This is a genomic window from Synechococcus sp. MW101C3 (assembly GCF_002252635.1).
GTDB lineage: Bacteria > Cyanobacteriota > Cyanobacteriia > PCC-6307 > Cyanobiaceae > MW101C3.
Genome location: NZ_NQKX01000005.1, coordinates 87573 through 102978 on the forward strand (window position 1 = coordinate 87573; position 15406 = coordinate 102978).

The window sequence follows — 15406 nt, forward strand, 5'->3', positions numbered from 1 at the left end:
GGACACGACCGACGCCGCTCGGTCCGGTGCTCAGTGAAGGCCCGGAGCAAGAAAACACTGGACGTACAGTTGCGTGGCATGGGCCAGAGCGACAGGATTGATCATCAACTGACCCAATCATCCAGACCTGTGCCCCAGGAAGAATGGGCCGCTTCGAGCTCACTGGCCACCGGCGCCATGGCCCGGGCATCACTGCAGGAACTTGATGCCTGGGTTTTAGGGCGCAGCCTGAAGAGATATCAGCAATGGATCGTCGATGAGACCCCCTTCGTCGTCAGAATTGACGCGATCGACTATTCCTTTCAATGCTGCCGTACCACGGCAGGCACCAATCATCTTGAGATGCATCGCTGCAGCGATGGGGCCCCTTTTGAACTGATTTCGGATAGCTGCGGCAGCGGATTCAGCCTGGCGACCAGTCTCCCCCAGCCCCTGGATCCCGCCCGCGTAGAAGCCCCGCTCCCGCTAGCCAGCGGAGCGCCGGTGGTGCGCATCGGCGACCCCAACTTCGCTCACTTCCTCTGGAACGAGCTGGATCCCCTGCTGCACCTGCTTGAGCAAGCACGGCAGCGCGGCCAGCGGCTTCCGGTGGTGCAGGACAGCGACAGCATTCTCGATCTGGGCACTCTGCAGGGCGTGGAACGCCTGCCAGCCGAGGTTCTGCAGCAGCGCTCCAGTGTTCATGTCGGGGCGATGTGGGTGAGCACTGCGGCGCGCCGGACAGCCCTGGCCGCTCTGGGGGCGCCTGCGGCCGCCAGCGCCCGGGAAGGCAGGCCACCGTTGCTGGTGCTGGGGGTGCGAGGGCCCGGGCGCCGTGAGTTACGCGGCGAGGTGGAACTGCTGTGCGGCCTGATCCGTCGTCTGCTCAACCGCTGGCCAAGCCTGCGGATTGCCCTCGATGGCTTCACCTATCAGCACAACAATCTCGAGGATCCAGGCAGCCAGGCGCGCGCCGCAGCCATCGCCGATCGGATCGCCAGCCTCCGTGAGGCTTTTCCCGATACCAGCCTCGAATCGCTTCATGGCCTCTGCTTTGAGGACTATCTCCCCCGGGTGGCCGAGGCGACGGCCTACATCACCCATGAAGGCACGATCCAGCACAAGATCGGCTGGTTTTACCCAGAGATTCCCGGGATCTGCCTGGTCGCGGGGCCGCACGCTGAGGCGATCGGTCACTGGCATCGCCTCCAATGTGAGGGAGCCTCCCAGCTGGACGTGCTGCCCACCGGTCTGCTGGTGCGCACCACAGCGGCGGAGCAGGGCGACACAACGCACAGCCCGGCGACGGCGGACGACGACCTGCGCAACCAGCCGTTTGAAGCGACCGACCCGGCCGCCACGATTGCTGCCATTGAGCAACTGCTTGCCCCGCACCTGGATCCGCCACCCAGCCCGCACCTGGATCTGGTCGCCGCTGTGTGGGCGGCCCCGGATCCGCTGGCGGCACTCACGGACCTGGCGCAGCACCACATGGCAGGAACCGGGGACAGCCACAGCGCTGTGTTCGGTCTGTGCGAGGCCGCCTGCCTGACCCGCAACCGCGAGCATCTCGCGGTTGCGGCCAGGCAACTGGGACAGCTGCCGGCGGACGACCTGTGGGTGCGGATGCATCGCCTGCGGATCAAGATCGCCAGTGCTGAACCAGACGCTCCCCTGCAGGAAGCCGCCCAGGCGTTGCTTGCCGATGCCGGGCAGCTGGATGCCAGCAGCCGCCAGCTGCTGGCCTGCCTGCTGGAGGCCAGGCTCGATCCTGCGCAGCTCTCCCAGCTGCTGCCGGAGTTCCCTGCGGACAGCCTGGTGCTGTTGCGGGGAACGCCGATGGAGCCCGCCAAGGCCGCTGTGCTGGCGGCGCGGGTGCTGGAGGCCACGCTGGGCGCCAGCCCTGAGGTGTGCAGCCGTGCCGCGGGGGTTTACAGCCGCCTTGGCCCAAGCTTGCGGCGCCCCTTTCAGAGCTGGGACCACCCGCAGGTGGTGGATCCCGCCCGGCTGGATGGGCTGGTGGAGCGCATCACCACCGCCTTGCGCGAGGGGCGGGGCTTCGGGGTGATCCGTCTCGGTGACGGGGAGGGCATGCATCTCGCGGGTCGTGTCACGGATCTGGAGGGCGCCACCAGCAATGGCGACGTCCGCGATCCAGCCCTGGCGGCGGCCGGCGGCCATCTGGACGCAGAGCAGCACCACCAGCTGCTGGAGCGGTTCCGGCAGGCGCTGGGCATGGCCGATGTGGTGGCCATCCCTGATCTCTGGCAGTGCCTGCAGGGCCCTGAACAGACGCTGCAGGTGGCTGCCAACCTGGCGGTTGCCCCGGCAGCCACCTGGCCGGGGGGCTGGCATCTGCATCTGCAGTTGTTGTTGCATGGCGCCTTCCACCGCCCGCCGTTCGATCGGGTCGACGCGGTGATTGCAGCGGCTCTGCCACCGGCACTGAGGAACAGCCCGGTGACCTTCGTACCCCTGCCGGGCGAGGACCCGCACTGGAGGGGCACAGTGCGTCCTGACGCCCACTACCCGCAGGTGTACCACCGGGTGTTGGCGTGGATCGAGCGGTGCGTGGAACCGGGGCAACTGGTGCTGGTCAGCGGCGGGCTGCTGGGAAAGATCTACGTGGGGGCGATTCAGGCCCGCGGCGGGGTGGGCGTCGATGTGGGCAGTGTGATCGATCTGTGTTGCGGCCTTACGGGTCACCGTGGCGAACACCGGCTCAACCCCTATCTGGGCACCATGGCCGCGGCGGCCTTCCAACCCAAACGATGACGACTGGAGAAAAGCTGGCTGGAGGGGAATGGCTGGAGCAAGCCTGTGAACACCTTGGCGCCATCACGCCCGGCCTTCAAGGGGAGGTGCGCCGCCAGCAGGCGGCCCTGGCGCTGATGCAGGCGGGACGCGAGGGGGCCGCCTGCGCGCAGATGGAGGGAGCGCTGCAGGCCTGCGCGTTGCGGCAGCTCCAACAGGCGATCAAGGAGCTTGGGGGCTGAGCTGCTCCAGGTTCTGCCACACCTCAAGGGCGGCATGGCCACGGAACACCGCCAGGTGCAGCGCTTCGCGGGCCTGCTCCGGCATCTGCGGGTCGTGTCCCATGGCGGCACACGCCTGGAGGAGCTGGGCCAGGTGCTGGGGATCGGCCAGTGCTTCAGCCTGTTCAAGCTCCTGCACGCCCTGGAGCAATCGCTCGCGGATGGCCGGCACCACCCAATCACGGGACTCCGGCAGGAGCTGCAGCAACCGCTGCAGCAGCTCTACCGCACGCCAGCGGGCCGCTGCCCCGGGCTGGGCCATCCAGGCGATCGCGCCGTAGCGGCAAAGGTGCTCGGCCATCAGCAGGCGAAGGTCCGTCTCCTGATGAGGCAGCTGCTCCAGCCGGCGCATCCAGCGGTCGGCCTGCCAGAGCTGCTCGGCGCGCAGTGGATCGGCCACCAGCTCCGGGGCAGGGGAGGGCCCGGCCTGCTCCACCAGCCGGCGATGCAAGCCGGGCATCAGGCGATGGAGCAGGGCCGCCAGGGCGGTGGGATCGAGACCAGCGGCGAGGGCTTCGAGCCGGCTGAGCCCGGCCTCGATCTCCCCGGCCTCGCACAGAGCTTCAACACGGCGCAGCTCATGGGCCTGCAGGGCCTGCTCGAGGGCCTGGCGTTCGCGAACAGCAGCGGGGGGCAGGGCACGCAGCAGCTCGCGCCAGAGGCAGGCGAGGGGCTCGGCCGGCAGTGGCAGCGCGAGCAGTTGATCGAGCGGGATCCATACGCCCGCCTGTGCGCCAGGGTTCATTGGAGGTTGTAGAAGCTGAGCAGGCCTTCAGGACCGGCGCCCAGGGGGAGCGGCCAGTGTTGCTCCGGCAGGGGCCTGGGCACCGGAGCCACAGGCAGGCCCACAGCGCGCAAGGCGTCCGCCAGGTGTTCGCGCACCACGGCGGCGCCCCAGCCGGCTTCGAGGTGGGCGGTGGCTGCCTCCACCTGGCGCTCCCACAGCTCGGCGGAAGAATGCAGAGCCAGCACATCACGCGCGAAGGCTTCGGCATCCTCGGCCAGCAGGGCCGTGAGGCCATGGCGCAGCCCCAGCCCCTCGGCTGCCACACCGGTGGCCACCAGCGGCAAGCCGGCCGCCATGGCGGTGAGCATCTTGCCCTTCACGCCGGCACCAAAACGCAGGGGCGCCACGCACACCCTCAGGCGGCTGAGCAGGGGGCCCAGATCGGCCACATAGCCGTGCACCGTGACACCCTCACCGGCGAGGGCCTGAATGGCGGCGGGGGGATTGGCACCCACCACATGGAAATGGGGCACGGCGGCATCACCAGCCAGGTGACGCAACGCGGGCAGCACCTCCTGCACGTACCAGAGCACGGCATCGGCATTGGGGGGGTGGCCAAAGCCACCGAGGAACAGCACCCCCTGCCGCTCATGAAAGGAACTGGGCAGGGCTTCACGGCGCACGCGGGGCGGCAGCACGAAACCAGCGGCACGGGGGCTGAGCCGCTCCACGGCCTGACGGCGCTCCTCTTCGCTGAGGTAGAGCACGACATCGACGATGTCGAGGATGCGCTTCTCGCAGGCGCGCATGCGCTCGATCGCCTCGCGACTGATCGCCTCGGGCTGAACGGCGAGCTGCCGCTCCATGCGCAGGTGGTGCAGATCGTGGGTGTAGTAGAGGAGGCGCGCGAGCGGGGCGTGGGTCTTGATGGCTTCGAGCCAGCTGTCGGCCACTTCGGGCCGGGCGATCAGGATCGCCTCATAGTGATCGCCGCGCTCTTCGAGCAGCTGGTTCACGGAGGGCACCCAGGGGTGCACCAGCACTTCCACACCAAGCCGCTGGAGTGGGGTGCCGTAGTCGGGCTGCCAGAGCAGGTTGTCGGTGGGGAGAAAGCTCACATCCCAGCCGAGGGCGAGCAGATCGGTGAGCAGGTGAAGGATGTAGAGGGAGCCGGCGTCGCGGTCGGGCGTGGGCAGGCTGGCCTCCATCACCAGGATGCGGCCCACACGGCCGCGGTTGCGTTCGTGCCACACGGCCGTGCCGTTTTCGGCATGGCTCTGCAGGCGCCGCTCCCACTTGCTGCGGAACAGGCGGGCGTTGCGTTCCTGAAAGCGCTTGGGGCCACTGTCGTGGTCGCGGCCGCTGGAAAGGCCTTCGTAGTGGATCACGCGGGCAAGGGGCTGCATGAGCACCCGGTAGCCGAGATCCCGCACCGCCATGGCCAGGTCGGTGTCCTCGTAGTAGGCGGGGGCATAGCGGCTGTCGAAGCCGCCGATGCGGCGAAACAGCTCGGTGCGCATCAGCAGGCAGGCACCGGACACGTAGTCGACGTCGCGGCAGAAGCCATAGGAGGGGTCGGTGGGATCGCCATCGCGGCCGTAGTTCCAGGCGCTGCCATCGCGCCAGACGATGCCACCGGCTTCCTGCAAGCGGCCATCGGGGTAGAGCAACATGGGGCCCACCAGGCCAGCATCGGGAAAGCCTTCCAGGCTGCCGATCAGTTCGGTGAGCCAGCCGGTGGTCACAACGGTGTCGTTGTTGAGAAAGCAGAGCAGTTCGCCGGTGGCGTTGGCGGCGCCGCTGTTGCAGGTGCGCAGGTAGCCGAGGTTGTCAGGCTGGCGCAGCAGGCGCAGGTGCTTGCTGTCGAGTTCGGCCACCAGGGCGACCAGCCGATCGATGGAGCCGGTAGGGGAGGCGTCGTCGAGGAGGAGGATCTCGAGGTTGGCCGGTGGATCGGGCCGGCGCAGCTGCTCCTGCACCAGGCTTTCGAGGCAGCGCAGGGTGACGGCCTCCTGGCCGAAGAGCGGCAGCACCACACTCACGGTGGGAGCAGGCTTGAGCCGTTGCAACAGCAGCGGCCAGAGGGTGCGAAGGCGGGCCACGGTGGCTTCAGCGGCAGGCGGCTGGAAGCGACCATCGGCGAAGGGCCGGCCTTCCAGGGGATGCGTCGCCAACAAGGGGCGGGGCCGCTCGACGAGCCAGCAGGCGTAGCGCTGCCAGAGGCGGGTGAGCGCCTGGCTGGGAGGCAGGGGCTCCAGCTGGCGATGGAGTTCGAGGCCATCGTGAAAGAGCGTGGCCGGATCCTCGGCACAGAGCTGGCGGGCCATGGCGAGGCCCGCCAGCCGCGGAGTGATGGGGCGCCAGGACACCTGAAGCGGTGAGCCGGGCCGATCCGGCAAGAGGGCCTGTACCGCGAGCGGCTGATCCGCCAACGGAAGCACCACCATCCCCGAACAAGAAGACTCAGCAAGACGCAAGTGATGCTGCGCCTTGCTGCCGTCGTTCAGGTTGAAGCTGAGCTGCAGCGGCAAGCCAAACGTGGGTGCAGCTGCGCGGATCTCAAGCAAAAACCAGCGGGCTGAGGGAGGGCTAACCAAAGGGCCGCAAACCGGCTGATTCGGCTATCAAACCACGAAGAGAATGTCGTCCTGATCCCAGACATAGCCGTTGCCAGCCACCACCTGAGTGGTGTTGCCGTCGACGCTGACCGCAAGGGTGGAGGTGCCGAAGCCAGAGAATGCGCTGAAGTTGTTGGGGCCACCAACAGCTGCGGCGTCGAAGGCCAGCCTGTCGTCGCTAAAGGTGAAGTCGCTAATGGTGTCGACGTCGCCGCCGCCGAGCTGATCGGAGGTGTAGTAGAGGGTGTCGTTGCCATCGACACCCAGGCTGACGAAGTCAGACCCGGAACCACCGCGGATGAGATCGTTGCCGCCGAAGCCGTAGAGCTGGTCATCACCGGAGCCGCCGCGGATGAAGTCGGAGCCGCTGCCGCCGTAGATGGTGTCGTTGCCGGTGCCGCCGTGGGCATAGTTCTGGAAGTCGGTGCCCAGCTGGCCACCACCAGCCGCGTCAAGGACGGAGGTTGTCGAACCGATTTCGTTGCCGGCAGTGGTGCTGGTCAGATCGACCGTGACACTGGGGTCGTTGGAGTCGTTGCCGCCACCAAAATCACCAAGGCTGATCACCTTGGGGCTGTCAATCACACCAACTTCCTGCCGAGCTTCAACAATGTTGCCGCTGCCAAGAACCTGAACATTGGTGGAGCCAGCACCCAGGATGAGGGTATTGCTCGCGCCCGTCAGAAGAATTTCGTTCGTTTCACCGGCGGGAGCCGGCGTGGTTGCCCAAAAGGCGCCTTCACCACCAACTTCGACAGGGCCGCTGGTTCCATCAACCTGGGTGCGCTCCCCGTCAAAATCATCAATCGTGCCTGGATCCACTGGTACGAGGACTGAATCCCCCCCTTCTTCATCAAGTGGCCTTGTGCCAAAGATATCTGAGGCAGGGGGCGCAATGAAGGACATGGCTAGTAACGGACCAACTGTATAGGTATATCCTACGCCATGCGCTCATGCCGATAGCTGTATAGCATACAACTTTCTTGATCAGGAAATGGTATTAAGGATTGCACCTGAGAATCAAAAGCATGTGCTGGGCAGGCTCCATGCTCGTATAGATTCAGTCATAACTGGCTTGAAGCGAGCAGCTGCCAGCCGCCCAGGGAGGCCACAGCGCTGAAGCCCGGCGGCTCCACCAGCCCCACGGGCGCAAGCAGATGGGCCACCTTGGGCCACAGGAGGCCCAGCGCTGTGGGGAACCTGCTGCCGCTGGGCCGCTGGATCACCAGCAGCGACACGGATTGGTTTGCGTCGGCAGCCAGCTGGCGCAGCAGAGGGGAGGATTGTTCGCTGCGGCAACGCAGCCCCGCCGTTGCCAGGGCCTCCGCCATCAGCAGGGGCTCACGGCTCGCCACCGGCTGCACCTCAAGGCCCTCGGGCAGCAGTTCCTGGGCCAGGCACCAGTGCAGGGCGCCGGTGGGATGGCCGTGCAACACCACCACCAAGCCATCGCGCGAGAACAGGTGCCGCAACCGCAGCCGCTCACCCAGGGGCAGGTCAGTCGTCGGTGCGTCCGCCGCCGTGCGGTGGCTCAAGCGGTGGCGCTGGGCGTTGTCTTGCAGATCCTGCCGAAGCGCTGGATCGCTCGGCAGCCCCTGGGGGTCGGCTGTGAGAAGGTCGTAGCTGCGCCAGCTGCCTCCGGCCAGCAGGATGCGGGCGCGCAGGTTACGGCCCCAATCGCTGGTGGGATCACGGGCAAGGCCCTGCTGCACGGCCTCAAAGGCCTCATCGAGCACGCCCTGCTGCAGCAACAGACGGGCCAGCAGGAACCAGGGCCGCGGCTGGTTGCGCTGCTGGCTGAGGCTGGTGCAGAGCCAGCGCTCGGCTTCCCACCACTGCTCCAACTGCAGCAAGGCGGAGGCCATGGCGTTGCAGTGATCCGGATTGAGGCCGCTGGCCACGGCCTGCCGCTGCAACAACTCCACGGCGGCGGCACCATCGCCCGCCGCCAGCAGGGCACGAGCCCAGGCCGCCACCTGGGCGGCCGCGGGTAAATCAAGCTGCAGCGCCAGCGCCTGGCGGGCCGCCGCCACGGGATCGACCGGCAGCTGCCCATGGGGATCAGGCCCAAAGCGGGTCAATTCCTGGCGGGCCTCGGCGATGGCCGCAGCAAGCTGGGGTGGAGGCGGTGGCAGCAGGGCCCAGGTGCGCCAGCGGGCGGCGGCGGCGGTGAGGCCCTGCCCGAGCAGAACATCCGCCAACTGTTCACAGACCTCACTGAGCGGATCGGTGGCCTGATCAGCTGGCAGCTCGCTTGGCTGTGCGTTGCCCTGGCCAGCCTGGGCGGCCGCAACCGCCTGGTCGAGGCGGTGGAGCAATGGCTCGAGCTCAAGCATGCTGAAAACCCTAGGGGCCAGCAGCCGGGCTGGCATTGGCGCACCCTCGGCGCAGCTGACACCGCCGATCGGGCGCTAGGCGCGCCATCAACGGGAGGAGCGAGCCGAACATGGCAGCAAAACCAAGCGACAGCTGATAGCACGGAACATCAACAGAGTCAAACTAGATTTTTTTCAAACAATTCTTGCGAGCACTTGGGAGACGGGCAACTTTGCGAAATCTAACGCTGAAATCATGGCCCAAGAAAGTTATAGCTATTTCTATCAGATCAAGTTTCCCGATAAGGGCGGAGATTCGTTCACGGTGGAATCGACACTGAGCAAAGAAATCCTGCTTGATGAGCCAGAAAAATTTGATGACGGCAAACTCACCATTGGAGAGACGGTGACGGTGACCCCCAGCGACGGGAAGGAAAGCTATACTTATACAGGATATTCCTATGAAGGCTATCCTATTTTTGTGCTCGATGCGCCTGGCTCCGAAGGCGGCAAACCCTCTGAAGGCGCACCTGAAGGCCTGGATCCTGATCGCACCTATGTTCTTGCCACGAACGACGAACTCGTACAATCGAAAGTTGAATACAAGACATCTTCATCGGCAGACCCTCTGGTTCTGTGCCTCGTTGAGGGCACAAGCGTGCGGCTTGCGGATGGCAGCAGCAAGGATGTGGCGGCGTTGGAGGTGGGCGATGAGGTGCTCACGCCATCGGGCACTCATGCCGTGCGCTTTGTAGGGCAAACCACCCGCACGCTGTGGCAATTGCGCTCCACTGGCCGCATGCCGATCTGCATCGAAGCCGGAGCGTTGGGGGGCAAGGGGCCGGAGCAAGCGATTCATTGCACCTCCAGCCACGCCTTCTTGATTGAAGGCTGCCTGGGGAAAGCGCAAGCGCTCATCAATGGCCGCACGATCCGCCAACTTGAGGAGTGGCACGCCGGCACGGTGACGTACTACTCGATTGAGCTGGAGCGCCACGCACTGGTGTGGGCCAACGGCCTGCTGTGCGAAACCTATTTCGCCACCGCGCGCGGCAATCAGTTCAGCCGTGAGAGCTGGGACTACTTCTCCGCTTATCAGGCGCTGTATGGCAACGGCGCGGCGATGGTGGAGCTGGCGCTTTCGCGGATTCCGTTCGCACGCCAGCTGCCTGTGGAGATCCGCCAGCGGGTGGTCGCTGGTGCTCCCAGCCGTTCAGAGAAGGCACTGGCCCTGCGCTAAGCCCTGATCGATCGCCAACCATGGCGCTGTGGTGAACCTGTGGTAGTTGATCAAGCCGCGCTGCTGAACGATCTGCAGCAGGCGTCGGCGAAGCTGCTGCCGGAGGCAGACGCCCTGCTGGCGCGCTACTGCGCCCTACCGGCGGCCGAGGGTGCCGATCGGCTCGGCAAGCTCTGGCAGGCGGCGGAGCTGGCCCAACGGCGGGGCCGTCTCACAGTGGCGATGGGGCTACTGCGCACGATCGATGCGTTGAGCCCTGGTGAGCAATTCACGCCACTGCGCCGCCGGCCACTGGAGCGGGCAGAGCGGCTCGCCTATCTGCAGGCCGATCTGGAAGCAGCGGGGCAGTTACGGGAACGGCTGCGGCAACTGCTGGCCGCCAGCAGCCACCCCGACGACCACGCCCTGGTGAAGACCGAACCGCTGCGCCAGTGGCGGCTGGAGCTGGCATGGCTGGATCACACCGCTATGGAGGAAACGGCGCAGGTTGAGGTGCCGCCGTTGGTTCGGGCGGCCTGCCACGGCGTGAACGACCCGGCGGTACGGGGCGATCTGCTGTGCCTGGCGATGCTGTGGCTGCGCTGGCAGACGGCGCGCCAGGGGGTGAAAGCGGTGATCCTGCAGCCGAATGCGGCCGCCAAGTCCAAGGAACTGGCGTTCCCGCCGGCGAGCCCGGAGCCGCTGGCCCAGGAGCAGACGCTTTGGCATGCCTACAACGGGCCGTCAGGCGGGAATGACGTTGCTGTGGCGGAAGTGCAGGCCTACTGGAAGGCGCGCGGCTCTGACCTGGCGGCGCTACTGGGGGAGGGAACGGAGCGGGAGGCGGATTTCTATTGAGCGTTAATGCGCGGCCCAACGGTGTCTGGCACATAGGCTTTTCCCGCACGGGTTCTGTGTTGGCGGCGCTCGTAGGTTGGGCATTGGCCGCGGGGCAGCGCAATGAGCCGGGAGGCCTACGAGCAGGGCAACTGGCAGGCCGTGATCGAGGCCCACCCGCCGGGAAGCCATGACCCGGCGGAATGGCTGCGTTACGCAGTGGCACTGCTGCAAACGCTCAAGCCTGGCCCGGAAGGAAGCCGGCTGCAACGACAGGCGGCGCTGGCCTTTCGGCAGGCGCAGACAGAAGGGGCAGAGCCCGCCGAGGTGATGGCAGCACAGCGGCAGGCCATCCGGCTGCTGCTGGCAGAAGGGCTGCTTCTGAGTGGAATGCAGCAGGAAGCGCTGGAGCTGCTGGCCAGCAGCTTGCCGGGGCAGATGGACTCTGAGGAGCGTGCCAGCCGGGCACGACTACTGGCAAACCAACAGCTGGTGAATGCGGGGTATTGGTGGGAGGCCCAGGCTCTGCATTCCGAAGCGCTGAAAGCAATCCAGCCCGAATCACTCAGTCTCGACAGGCTTAACGCCGAATTGCAGATCCTCAGGGTGGAAGGAGAGCTGCTATCTCATGAGTTGAGCCTGGCGCTCGGCCAGGGCGCCCTGGCGAGCCCACCGGCCAAGCCCAGCCCGTCGGAAGGCAGCTCTGAGCGCGACCGCTGGCTGAGCAAGAGCCGCTCCCAACTGGGCCAAGACCTCTGGGTGCTGGAACAGCTGGGCTGGAAGCGAGGTGGCTATTTCGTGGAATTCGGAGCCACCGATGGGGTGCTGTTGAGCAACAGCTGGCTACTGGAGAAGCACTTCGGATGGGAAGGAATCTGCGCCGAACCCAACCCGAAGCTGTTTGAGCGGCTGCAGCAGAACCGCTCCTGCACACTCAGCCCGGCCTGCGTGTACCGCAGCAGTGGGGAGCGCATGCGCTTTGTGCTGGCCGATGCCTATGGCGGCCTAGCCGAGCTCGGCACAGAGGATCAACATGGTGCAAAACGTGAGGCTTACGCGGCGGCGGGTGAGGTGATGGAGGTCACCACCACGTCGCTGATGGATCTGCTGGCACAGCACGGGGCACCGCCGCTGATCGACTACCTGAGCATCGACACCGAAGGCAGTGAGCTGGCGATCCTCGAAGGGCTGGATTGGGAGCGCTATCGGTTCAGATGCATCACGGTGGAGCACAACTTCACAGCGCAGCGCCAGGGCCTGCAAACCCTTTTGGAAGCGCGGGGGTATCAGCGCCAGGAAGCCCAGTGGGACGATTGGTATGTGCTTATGGATGAATGACGAGACCTCAAGAGGAGCTGCTCTCAGCGCCCTGAGCTGTCGGTGAATCCAGAGATTCGTTGGTGGTCTGCTCCGGAGGTTGGATGCGAAACACCTTTCGTTCTGATTGGTCAAGGGGTTCCGCCCAATCGCCGCCAACCGCACCCGCCACGCCCACCGCGAGTGCGCGCCCCCATGGATCCGCCATGGGCGCGAACAGACCGCACGCATCCCCCACAGGGGATTAACCACATTTAGGCCCCACAGGGGATAGATTGAATTCATGCCTTGTGGGGGATGAGATTTGTCGCAGGTGGTACGCCTTCCGGCGCAGCTGGGCGTTGCGCTGCGCAGTCGCCGGAAGGAGCTGGGGCTTTCCCAGGCAGAGGCGGCCGCGCGAGGGGGCCTGCAGCAGAAAACGGTGTCCTCCCTGGAGAACGACCCCCAGCGCTGCACGATCCACAGCCTTTACCGCCTGCTTGCGGCGTTGGGGGTCGAACTGGTGCTCCAGCCCCGTGAGTTGCCGGTGGAGACCGGTGGGGACGTCTGGTAACCATGGCGCGACCAAGGCTTGGGCATGGTCTGGATCTGTGGATGAATGGCGAGCTGGTGGGGCATTGGCGCGTGACCTCCACCGGCCAGCACCGTCTCGAGTACGCCAGCCGCTGGTTGGCCTCAGCCCGCTGCCGGCCGATTTCCCTCTCCTTGCCCTTGCTGCCAGAGGGACAGGCCCATCAAGGGGCCGTGGTGGAGAACTTTTTCGAGAACCTGCTGCCCGACAGCCGCGACATTCGGCGGCGAATGCAGCAGCGCTTCTCGGCAAGAACCAGCGACGCCATGGCCTTGCTGGAGGCGGTGGGACGTGACTGCGTTGGCGCCCTTCAGCTGCTGCCGGAAGGATCGGAACCCCAGAACGTCCGGCGGATCACGGCGCGGCCCCTCGATGAGGCCGGGGTGGCCAGGCAATGTCGGCTGGCGGTGCAGGGCAGGGTGCTGGGCCAGAAGGATGGGGAAACGTTTCGTCTGTCCCTGGCCGGAGCCCAGGAGAAGACGGCCCTCCTCTGGCATGGCGACCAGTGGTGTGTGCCGTTGGAGGCCACACCGTCCACGCACATCTTCAAGTTGCCCCTGGGTCGATTGGGGGTGGAGGGGCTTGACCTTTCCCTGTCGATCGAGAACGAGTGGCTCTGCGGCCGCATTGCTGCTGCCTATGGGCTCCCCGTGGCCAGCAGCTCGATCGCCACCTTCGAAGACCAGAAAGTGCTGGTGGTGCAACGGTTCGATCGACGCCTGGCCAGCGACAGCCGCTGGTGGCTCCGGCTTCTGCAGGAGGACGGTTGCCAGGCGCTGGGGTTGCCGCCCGGATTGAAGTATCAGAGCGATGGTGGGCCTGGAATCGCAGATCTGATGGCACTGCTGGGAGGCAGCCAGCAGCCGCAGGAGGATCGTCTCCAACTGTTCCGCTCGCTGCTGCTGTTCTGGCTGCTGGCGGCCATTGATGGCCATGCCAAGAATTTTTCGCTGGTGTTGGGTGCCGGCGGGGCCTTTCGCCTCACTCCCCTCTATGACATCCTCTCTGCCTATCCCGTGATGGGGAAAGGCGCCAACCAACTGGCGCCGCAGAAGATAAGGATGGCGATGGCCCTCAAAGGCAGCAAGCCTCGCTATCTGTGGTGGGGCCTGGAGCCAAGGCATTGGTTGGCCACCGCCAAGGACTGCGGCATCGATCCAATGGTTGCGCTCAGGGTGATGGCGGAGATGGTGGCGGCCACCCCCAGCGTGATTACAGCCGTGAGCGAGGAGATCCCCCCCGGCTTTCCAGCGGCGGTGAGGGAGCCGATCCTGACAGGCCTTGAGAAGGCTGCCCTGCGGCTCTCGACGGCCATGGCGGCATAAGGCCGTTCCTTGATCGACCGGCACTGATCAGGAGGGCCGAGTGGGATAACGACGCCCCAAAAGGGGCGAGGGTGGGCGAGGCCGCCGACATCGATCAGGCCTGGATGCGGGCGGTGGCGGGCTGGAGATCGGTGTGGCAGAAGTCGTCACCTTTGAAGAGCAACGGTTGATCGAGCCACTTGGCCAGGGCATAGGAAAAACAATCGCCGAAGTTGAGCCCAGCCCGATGACGCCCTTTGCCATAACGACTGAAGGCCTGGCGAGCGAGTTCAGCCTGTTCACGATCCAGGCTGATGATTTCGATCAGCGCCGTGCCTAGAAACAGATCAAGATCTCCCTGGCCATCAGCACCAAAGCGTGCCTCCATCACAATGGAGAGCTCTACCAGGGAAGCAGAAGAGAGAGAGCACTGTTCTGCTGCGGCGATGGCTTCGTTGAAGGCGTGACGCTCCGGTTCGTTCTGCAGGATGGCCAGCACTGCAGAGGAATCGATCACCATCAGGTGGGCAGGCCCGTGGCGTCGTAGCCGAGGATCTCCTCTGCGCTGCGGCGATCGCTGATCGGCCGCCCAGCACAACGCAGGGCGATCTGGTCGAGTCGGTTGACGAGTCCGGCTTGCTTGTTCGCTGTGGTCTGGCTCTGGCGCTGCAGGCGCCGCAGACGCTCTTTCAGGGCCAGGATTACGGCGGCGGTTTTGGTTTCGCCCGCGAGGGTTGCCACCTCAGCAGCGAGGCGGTTGGCCTCGGCGTTGCGGATGTTGAGGGCCACGACTGGAAGCGTGTAGACAGTGCTCCATCAGTGTAGCCCTGTAGGCCAGAGCCGAGCAGTTGTGCGGCCACCTGGAACGCAGTGGCTTGCTCACGGAAGTTATACGGGCCCTGGTGCAGCGCAAAAGTGCACAGCACCGCTTGATCCTCGCCACACTCCTGCAGGAGGGCGAGGTGCTGATCGGGAGTGAGCGGAATGAGCCTCAGGATTCAGATGGCCTGATCTCTTCCATCAGCACAGCCAAGGCTTCATTCAGTGGGAGCCGGTTGCGGGAGGTATCTGCGAGGAGGAATCGGCACTGAGCAAAAAAGCAACTCGTTCTGAGAAGACTTCGTCTTCGCCAAGAAGCGCCGCCACGACGGCAACAACGACCAGGACATCGCCGAAAAGCGAGGCATAGCCGGCACGCTCAAGCAGGTGAAGCGGATCGGGCGGATCCGACGAAAGCGGCGCTTCGTTCTCTGCCATGACCGTAGCGGCCCAAGCCCGCGCACTACTGGCGGCAGGTGGGCAGCCCGCTCATCAGATTGCAGAGGGGTGCATGCAGTGGTGACGACGGGGGCAACCACAGCGTGCTGGCTCCCTTGAAGACAGAGAGACCAATCAGGAGTGCCCAAAGCCAGGTGCGACGGCGGCCTCCTCGCCCAAGGATCGGCACAGGATGTTGAGCAATGCTTCGGGCACTGTGGCACCGG

14 protein-coding genes are annotated in these 15406 nt (G+C 65.6%); 7 read left to right on the forward strand and 7 right to left on the reverse strand.

What is annotated here, in order from left to right:
- The first annotated feature begins 177 nt into the window (after nt 1–177).
- Complete coding sequence (locus tag CJZ80_RS07400; RefSeq protein ID WP_144036965.1) at nt 178–2754, forward strand: hypothetical protein; 2577 nt, start codon at nt 178–180, stop codon at nt 2752–2754.
- Entirely contained in the window at nt 2751–2975 is a 225-nt protein-coding gene (locus CJZ80_RS07405; protein WP_094511841.1) for a hypothetical protein, read from the forward strand. Before CJZ80_RS07400 ends, CJZ80_RS07405 begins: the two co-directional genes overlap by 4 nt.
- Here the strand turns inward: CJZ80_RS07405 and CJZ80_RS07410 are convergent.
- From CJZ80_RS07410 to CJZ80_RS07425, 4 genes are all read right to left on the reverse strand, one after another.
- Nucleotides 2956–3759 carry a hypothetical protein gene (locus CJZ80_RS07410; protein WP_094511843.1) on the reverse strand — a complete coding sequence of 268 codons (804 nt, stop codon included), beginning with the start codon at nt 3757–3759 and terminating at the stop codon, nt 2956–2958. The two genes, CJZ80_RS07405 and CJZ80_RS07410, sit on opposite strands and share 20 nt — an antisense overlap.
- Nucleotides 3756–6110, reverse strand: a complete 2355-nt coding sequence (locus CJZ80_RS07415) for a glycosyltransferase (RefSeq protein WP_158217449.1) — start codon at nt 6108–6110, stop codon at nt 3756–3758. The genes CJZ80_RS07410 and CJZ80_RS07415 overlap by 4 nt, the downstream gene beginning before the upstream one ends.
- Before the next feature lie 255 nt (nt 6111–6365).
- Nucleotides 6366–7265, reverse strand: a complete 900-nt coding sequence (locus CJZ80_RS07420; RefSeq protein ID WP_233132899.1) for a calcium-binding protein — start codon at nt 7263–7265, stop codon at nt 6366–6368.
- A gap of 158 nt (nt 7266–7423) precedes the next feature.
- Nucleotides 7424–8695: a hypothetical protein gene (locus CJZ80_RS07425; RefSeq protein ID WP_144036967.1), complete on the reverse strand. Its 1272-nt coding sequence runs from the start codon at nt 8693–8695 to the stop codon at nt 7424–7426.
- 235 nt (nt 8696–8930) lie between these two features.
- Between CJZ80_RS07425 and CJZ80_RS07430 the strand changes: the two genes are divergently transcribed.
- The 5 genes from CJZ80_RS07430 (at nt 8931) to CJZ80_RS07450 (ending at nt 13943) form a co-directional block, all read left to right on the forward strand.
- Nucleotides 8931–9914: a Hint domain-containing protein gene (locus CJZ80_RS07430; protein ID WP_094511853.1), complete on the forward strand. Its 984-nt coding sequence runs from the start codon at nt 8931–8933 to the stop codon at nt 9912–9914.
- A gap of 39 nt (nt 9915–9953) precedes the next feature.
- Entirely contained in the window at nt 9954–10751 is a 798-nt protein-coding gene (locus CJZ80_RS07435) for a hypothetical protein (protein ID WP_094511855.1), read from the forward strand.
- 102 nt (nt 10752–10853) lie between these two features.
- Nucleotides 10854–12068 (forward strand): FkbM family methyltransferase, encoded by a 1215-nt coding sequence (locus CJZ80_RS07440; RefSeq protein WP_094511857.1) that lies wholly within the window; start codon nt 10854–10856, stop codon nt 12066–12068.
- A 292-nt stretch (nt 12069–12360) separates the two neighbouring features.
- Nucleotides 12361–12600 (forward strand): helix-turn-helix domain-containing protein, encoded by a 240-nt coding sequence (locus CJZ80_RS07445; RefSeq protein WP_094512373.1) that lies wholly within the window; start codon nt 12361–12363, stop codon nt 12598–12600.
- A 41-nt stretch (nt 12601–12641) separates the two neighbouring features.
- Entirely contained in the window at nt 12642–13943 is a 1302-nt protein-coding gene (locus CJZ80_RS07450) for a type II toxin-antitoxin system HipA family toxin (protein WP_198948264.1), read from the forward strand.
- A gap of 94 nt (nt 13944–14037) precedes the next feature.
- Here CJZ80_RS07450 and CJZ80_RS07455 read toward each other — a convergent pair whose 3' ends face one another.
- The 3 genes from CJZ80_RS07455 to CJZ80_RS15045 form a co-directional block, all read right to left on the reverse strand.
- Nucleotides 14038–14442 carry a type II toxin-antitoxin system VapC family toxin gene (locus CJZ80_RS07455; protein WP_094511864.1) on the reverse strand — a complete coding sequence of 135 codons (405 nt, stop codon included), beginning with the start codon at nt 14440–14442 and terminating at the stop codon, nt 14038–14040.
- On the reverse strand, nt 14442–14711 hold the full coding sequence (locus tag CJZ80_RS07460) for a type II toxin-antitoxin system VapB family antitoxin (RefSeq protein ID WP_094511867.1): 270 nt from the start codon (nt 14709–14711) through the stop codon (nt 14442–14444). The genes CJZ80_RS07455 and CJZ80_RS07460 overlap by 1 nt, the downstream gene beginning before the upstream one ends.
- A 252-nt stretch (nt 14712–14963) precedes the next feature.
- Entirely contained in the window at nt 14964–15179 is a 216-nt protein-coding gene (locus CJZ80_RS15045) for a hypothetical protein (protein WP_144036968.1), read from the reverse strand.
- Nucleotides 15180–15406 lie beyond the last annotated feature (227 nt).

Excerpts from the sequence above, each read along its gene's own strand:
- CJZ80_RS07400 (WP_144036965.1), top strand. The coding sequence starts at position 178 with ATGGCCCGGGCATCACTGCAGGAACTTGATGCCTGGGTTTTAGGGCGC.
- CJZ80_RS07405 (WP_094511841.1), top strand. The coding sequence starts at position 2,751 with ATGACGACTGGAGAAAAGCTGGCTGGAGGGGAATGGCTGGAGCAAGCC.
- CJZ80_RS07410 (WP_094511843.1), bottom strand. The coding sequence starts at position 3,759 with ATGAACCCTGGCGCACAGGCGGGCGTATGGATCCCGCTCGATCAACTG.
- CJZ80_RS07420 (WP_233132899.1), bottom strand. The coding sequence starts at position 7,265 with ATGTCCTTCATTGCGCCCCCTGCCTCAGATATCTTTGGCACAAGGCCA.
- CJZ80_RS07425 (WP_144036967.1), bottom strand. The coding sequence starts at position 8,695 with ATGCTTGAGCTCGAGCCATTGCTCCACCGCCTCGACCAGGCGGTTGCG.
- CJZ80_RS07430 (WP_094511853.1), top strand. The coding sequence starts at position 8,931 with ATGGCCCAAGAAAGTTATAGCTATTTCTATCAGATCAAGTTTCCCGAT.
- CJZ80_RS07440 (WP_094511857.1), top strand. The coding sequence starts at position 10,854 with ATGAGCCGGGAGGCCTACGAGCAGGGCAACTGGCAGGCCGTGATCGAG.
- CJZ80_RS07450 (WP_198948264.1), top strand. The coding sequence starts at position 12,642 with ATGAATGGCGAGCTGGTGGGGCATTGGCGCGTGACCTCCACCGGCCAG.
- CJZ80_RS07455 (WP_094511864.1), bottom strand. The coding sequence starts at position 14,442 with ATGGTGATCGATTCCTCTGCAGTGCTGGCCATCCTGCAGAACGAACCG.
- CJZ80_RS15045 (WP_144036968.1), bottom strand. The coding sequence starts at position 15,179 with ATGGCAGAGAACGAAGCGCCGCTTTCGTCGGATCCGCCCGATCCGCTT.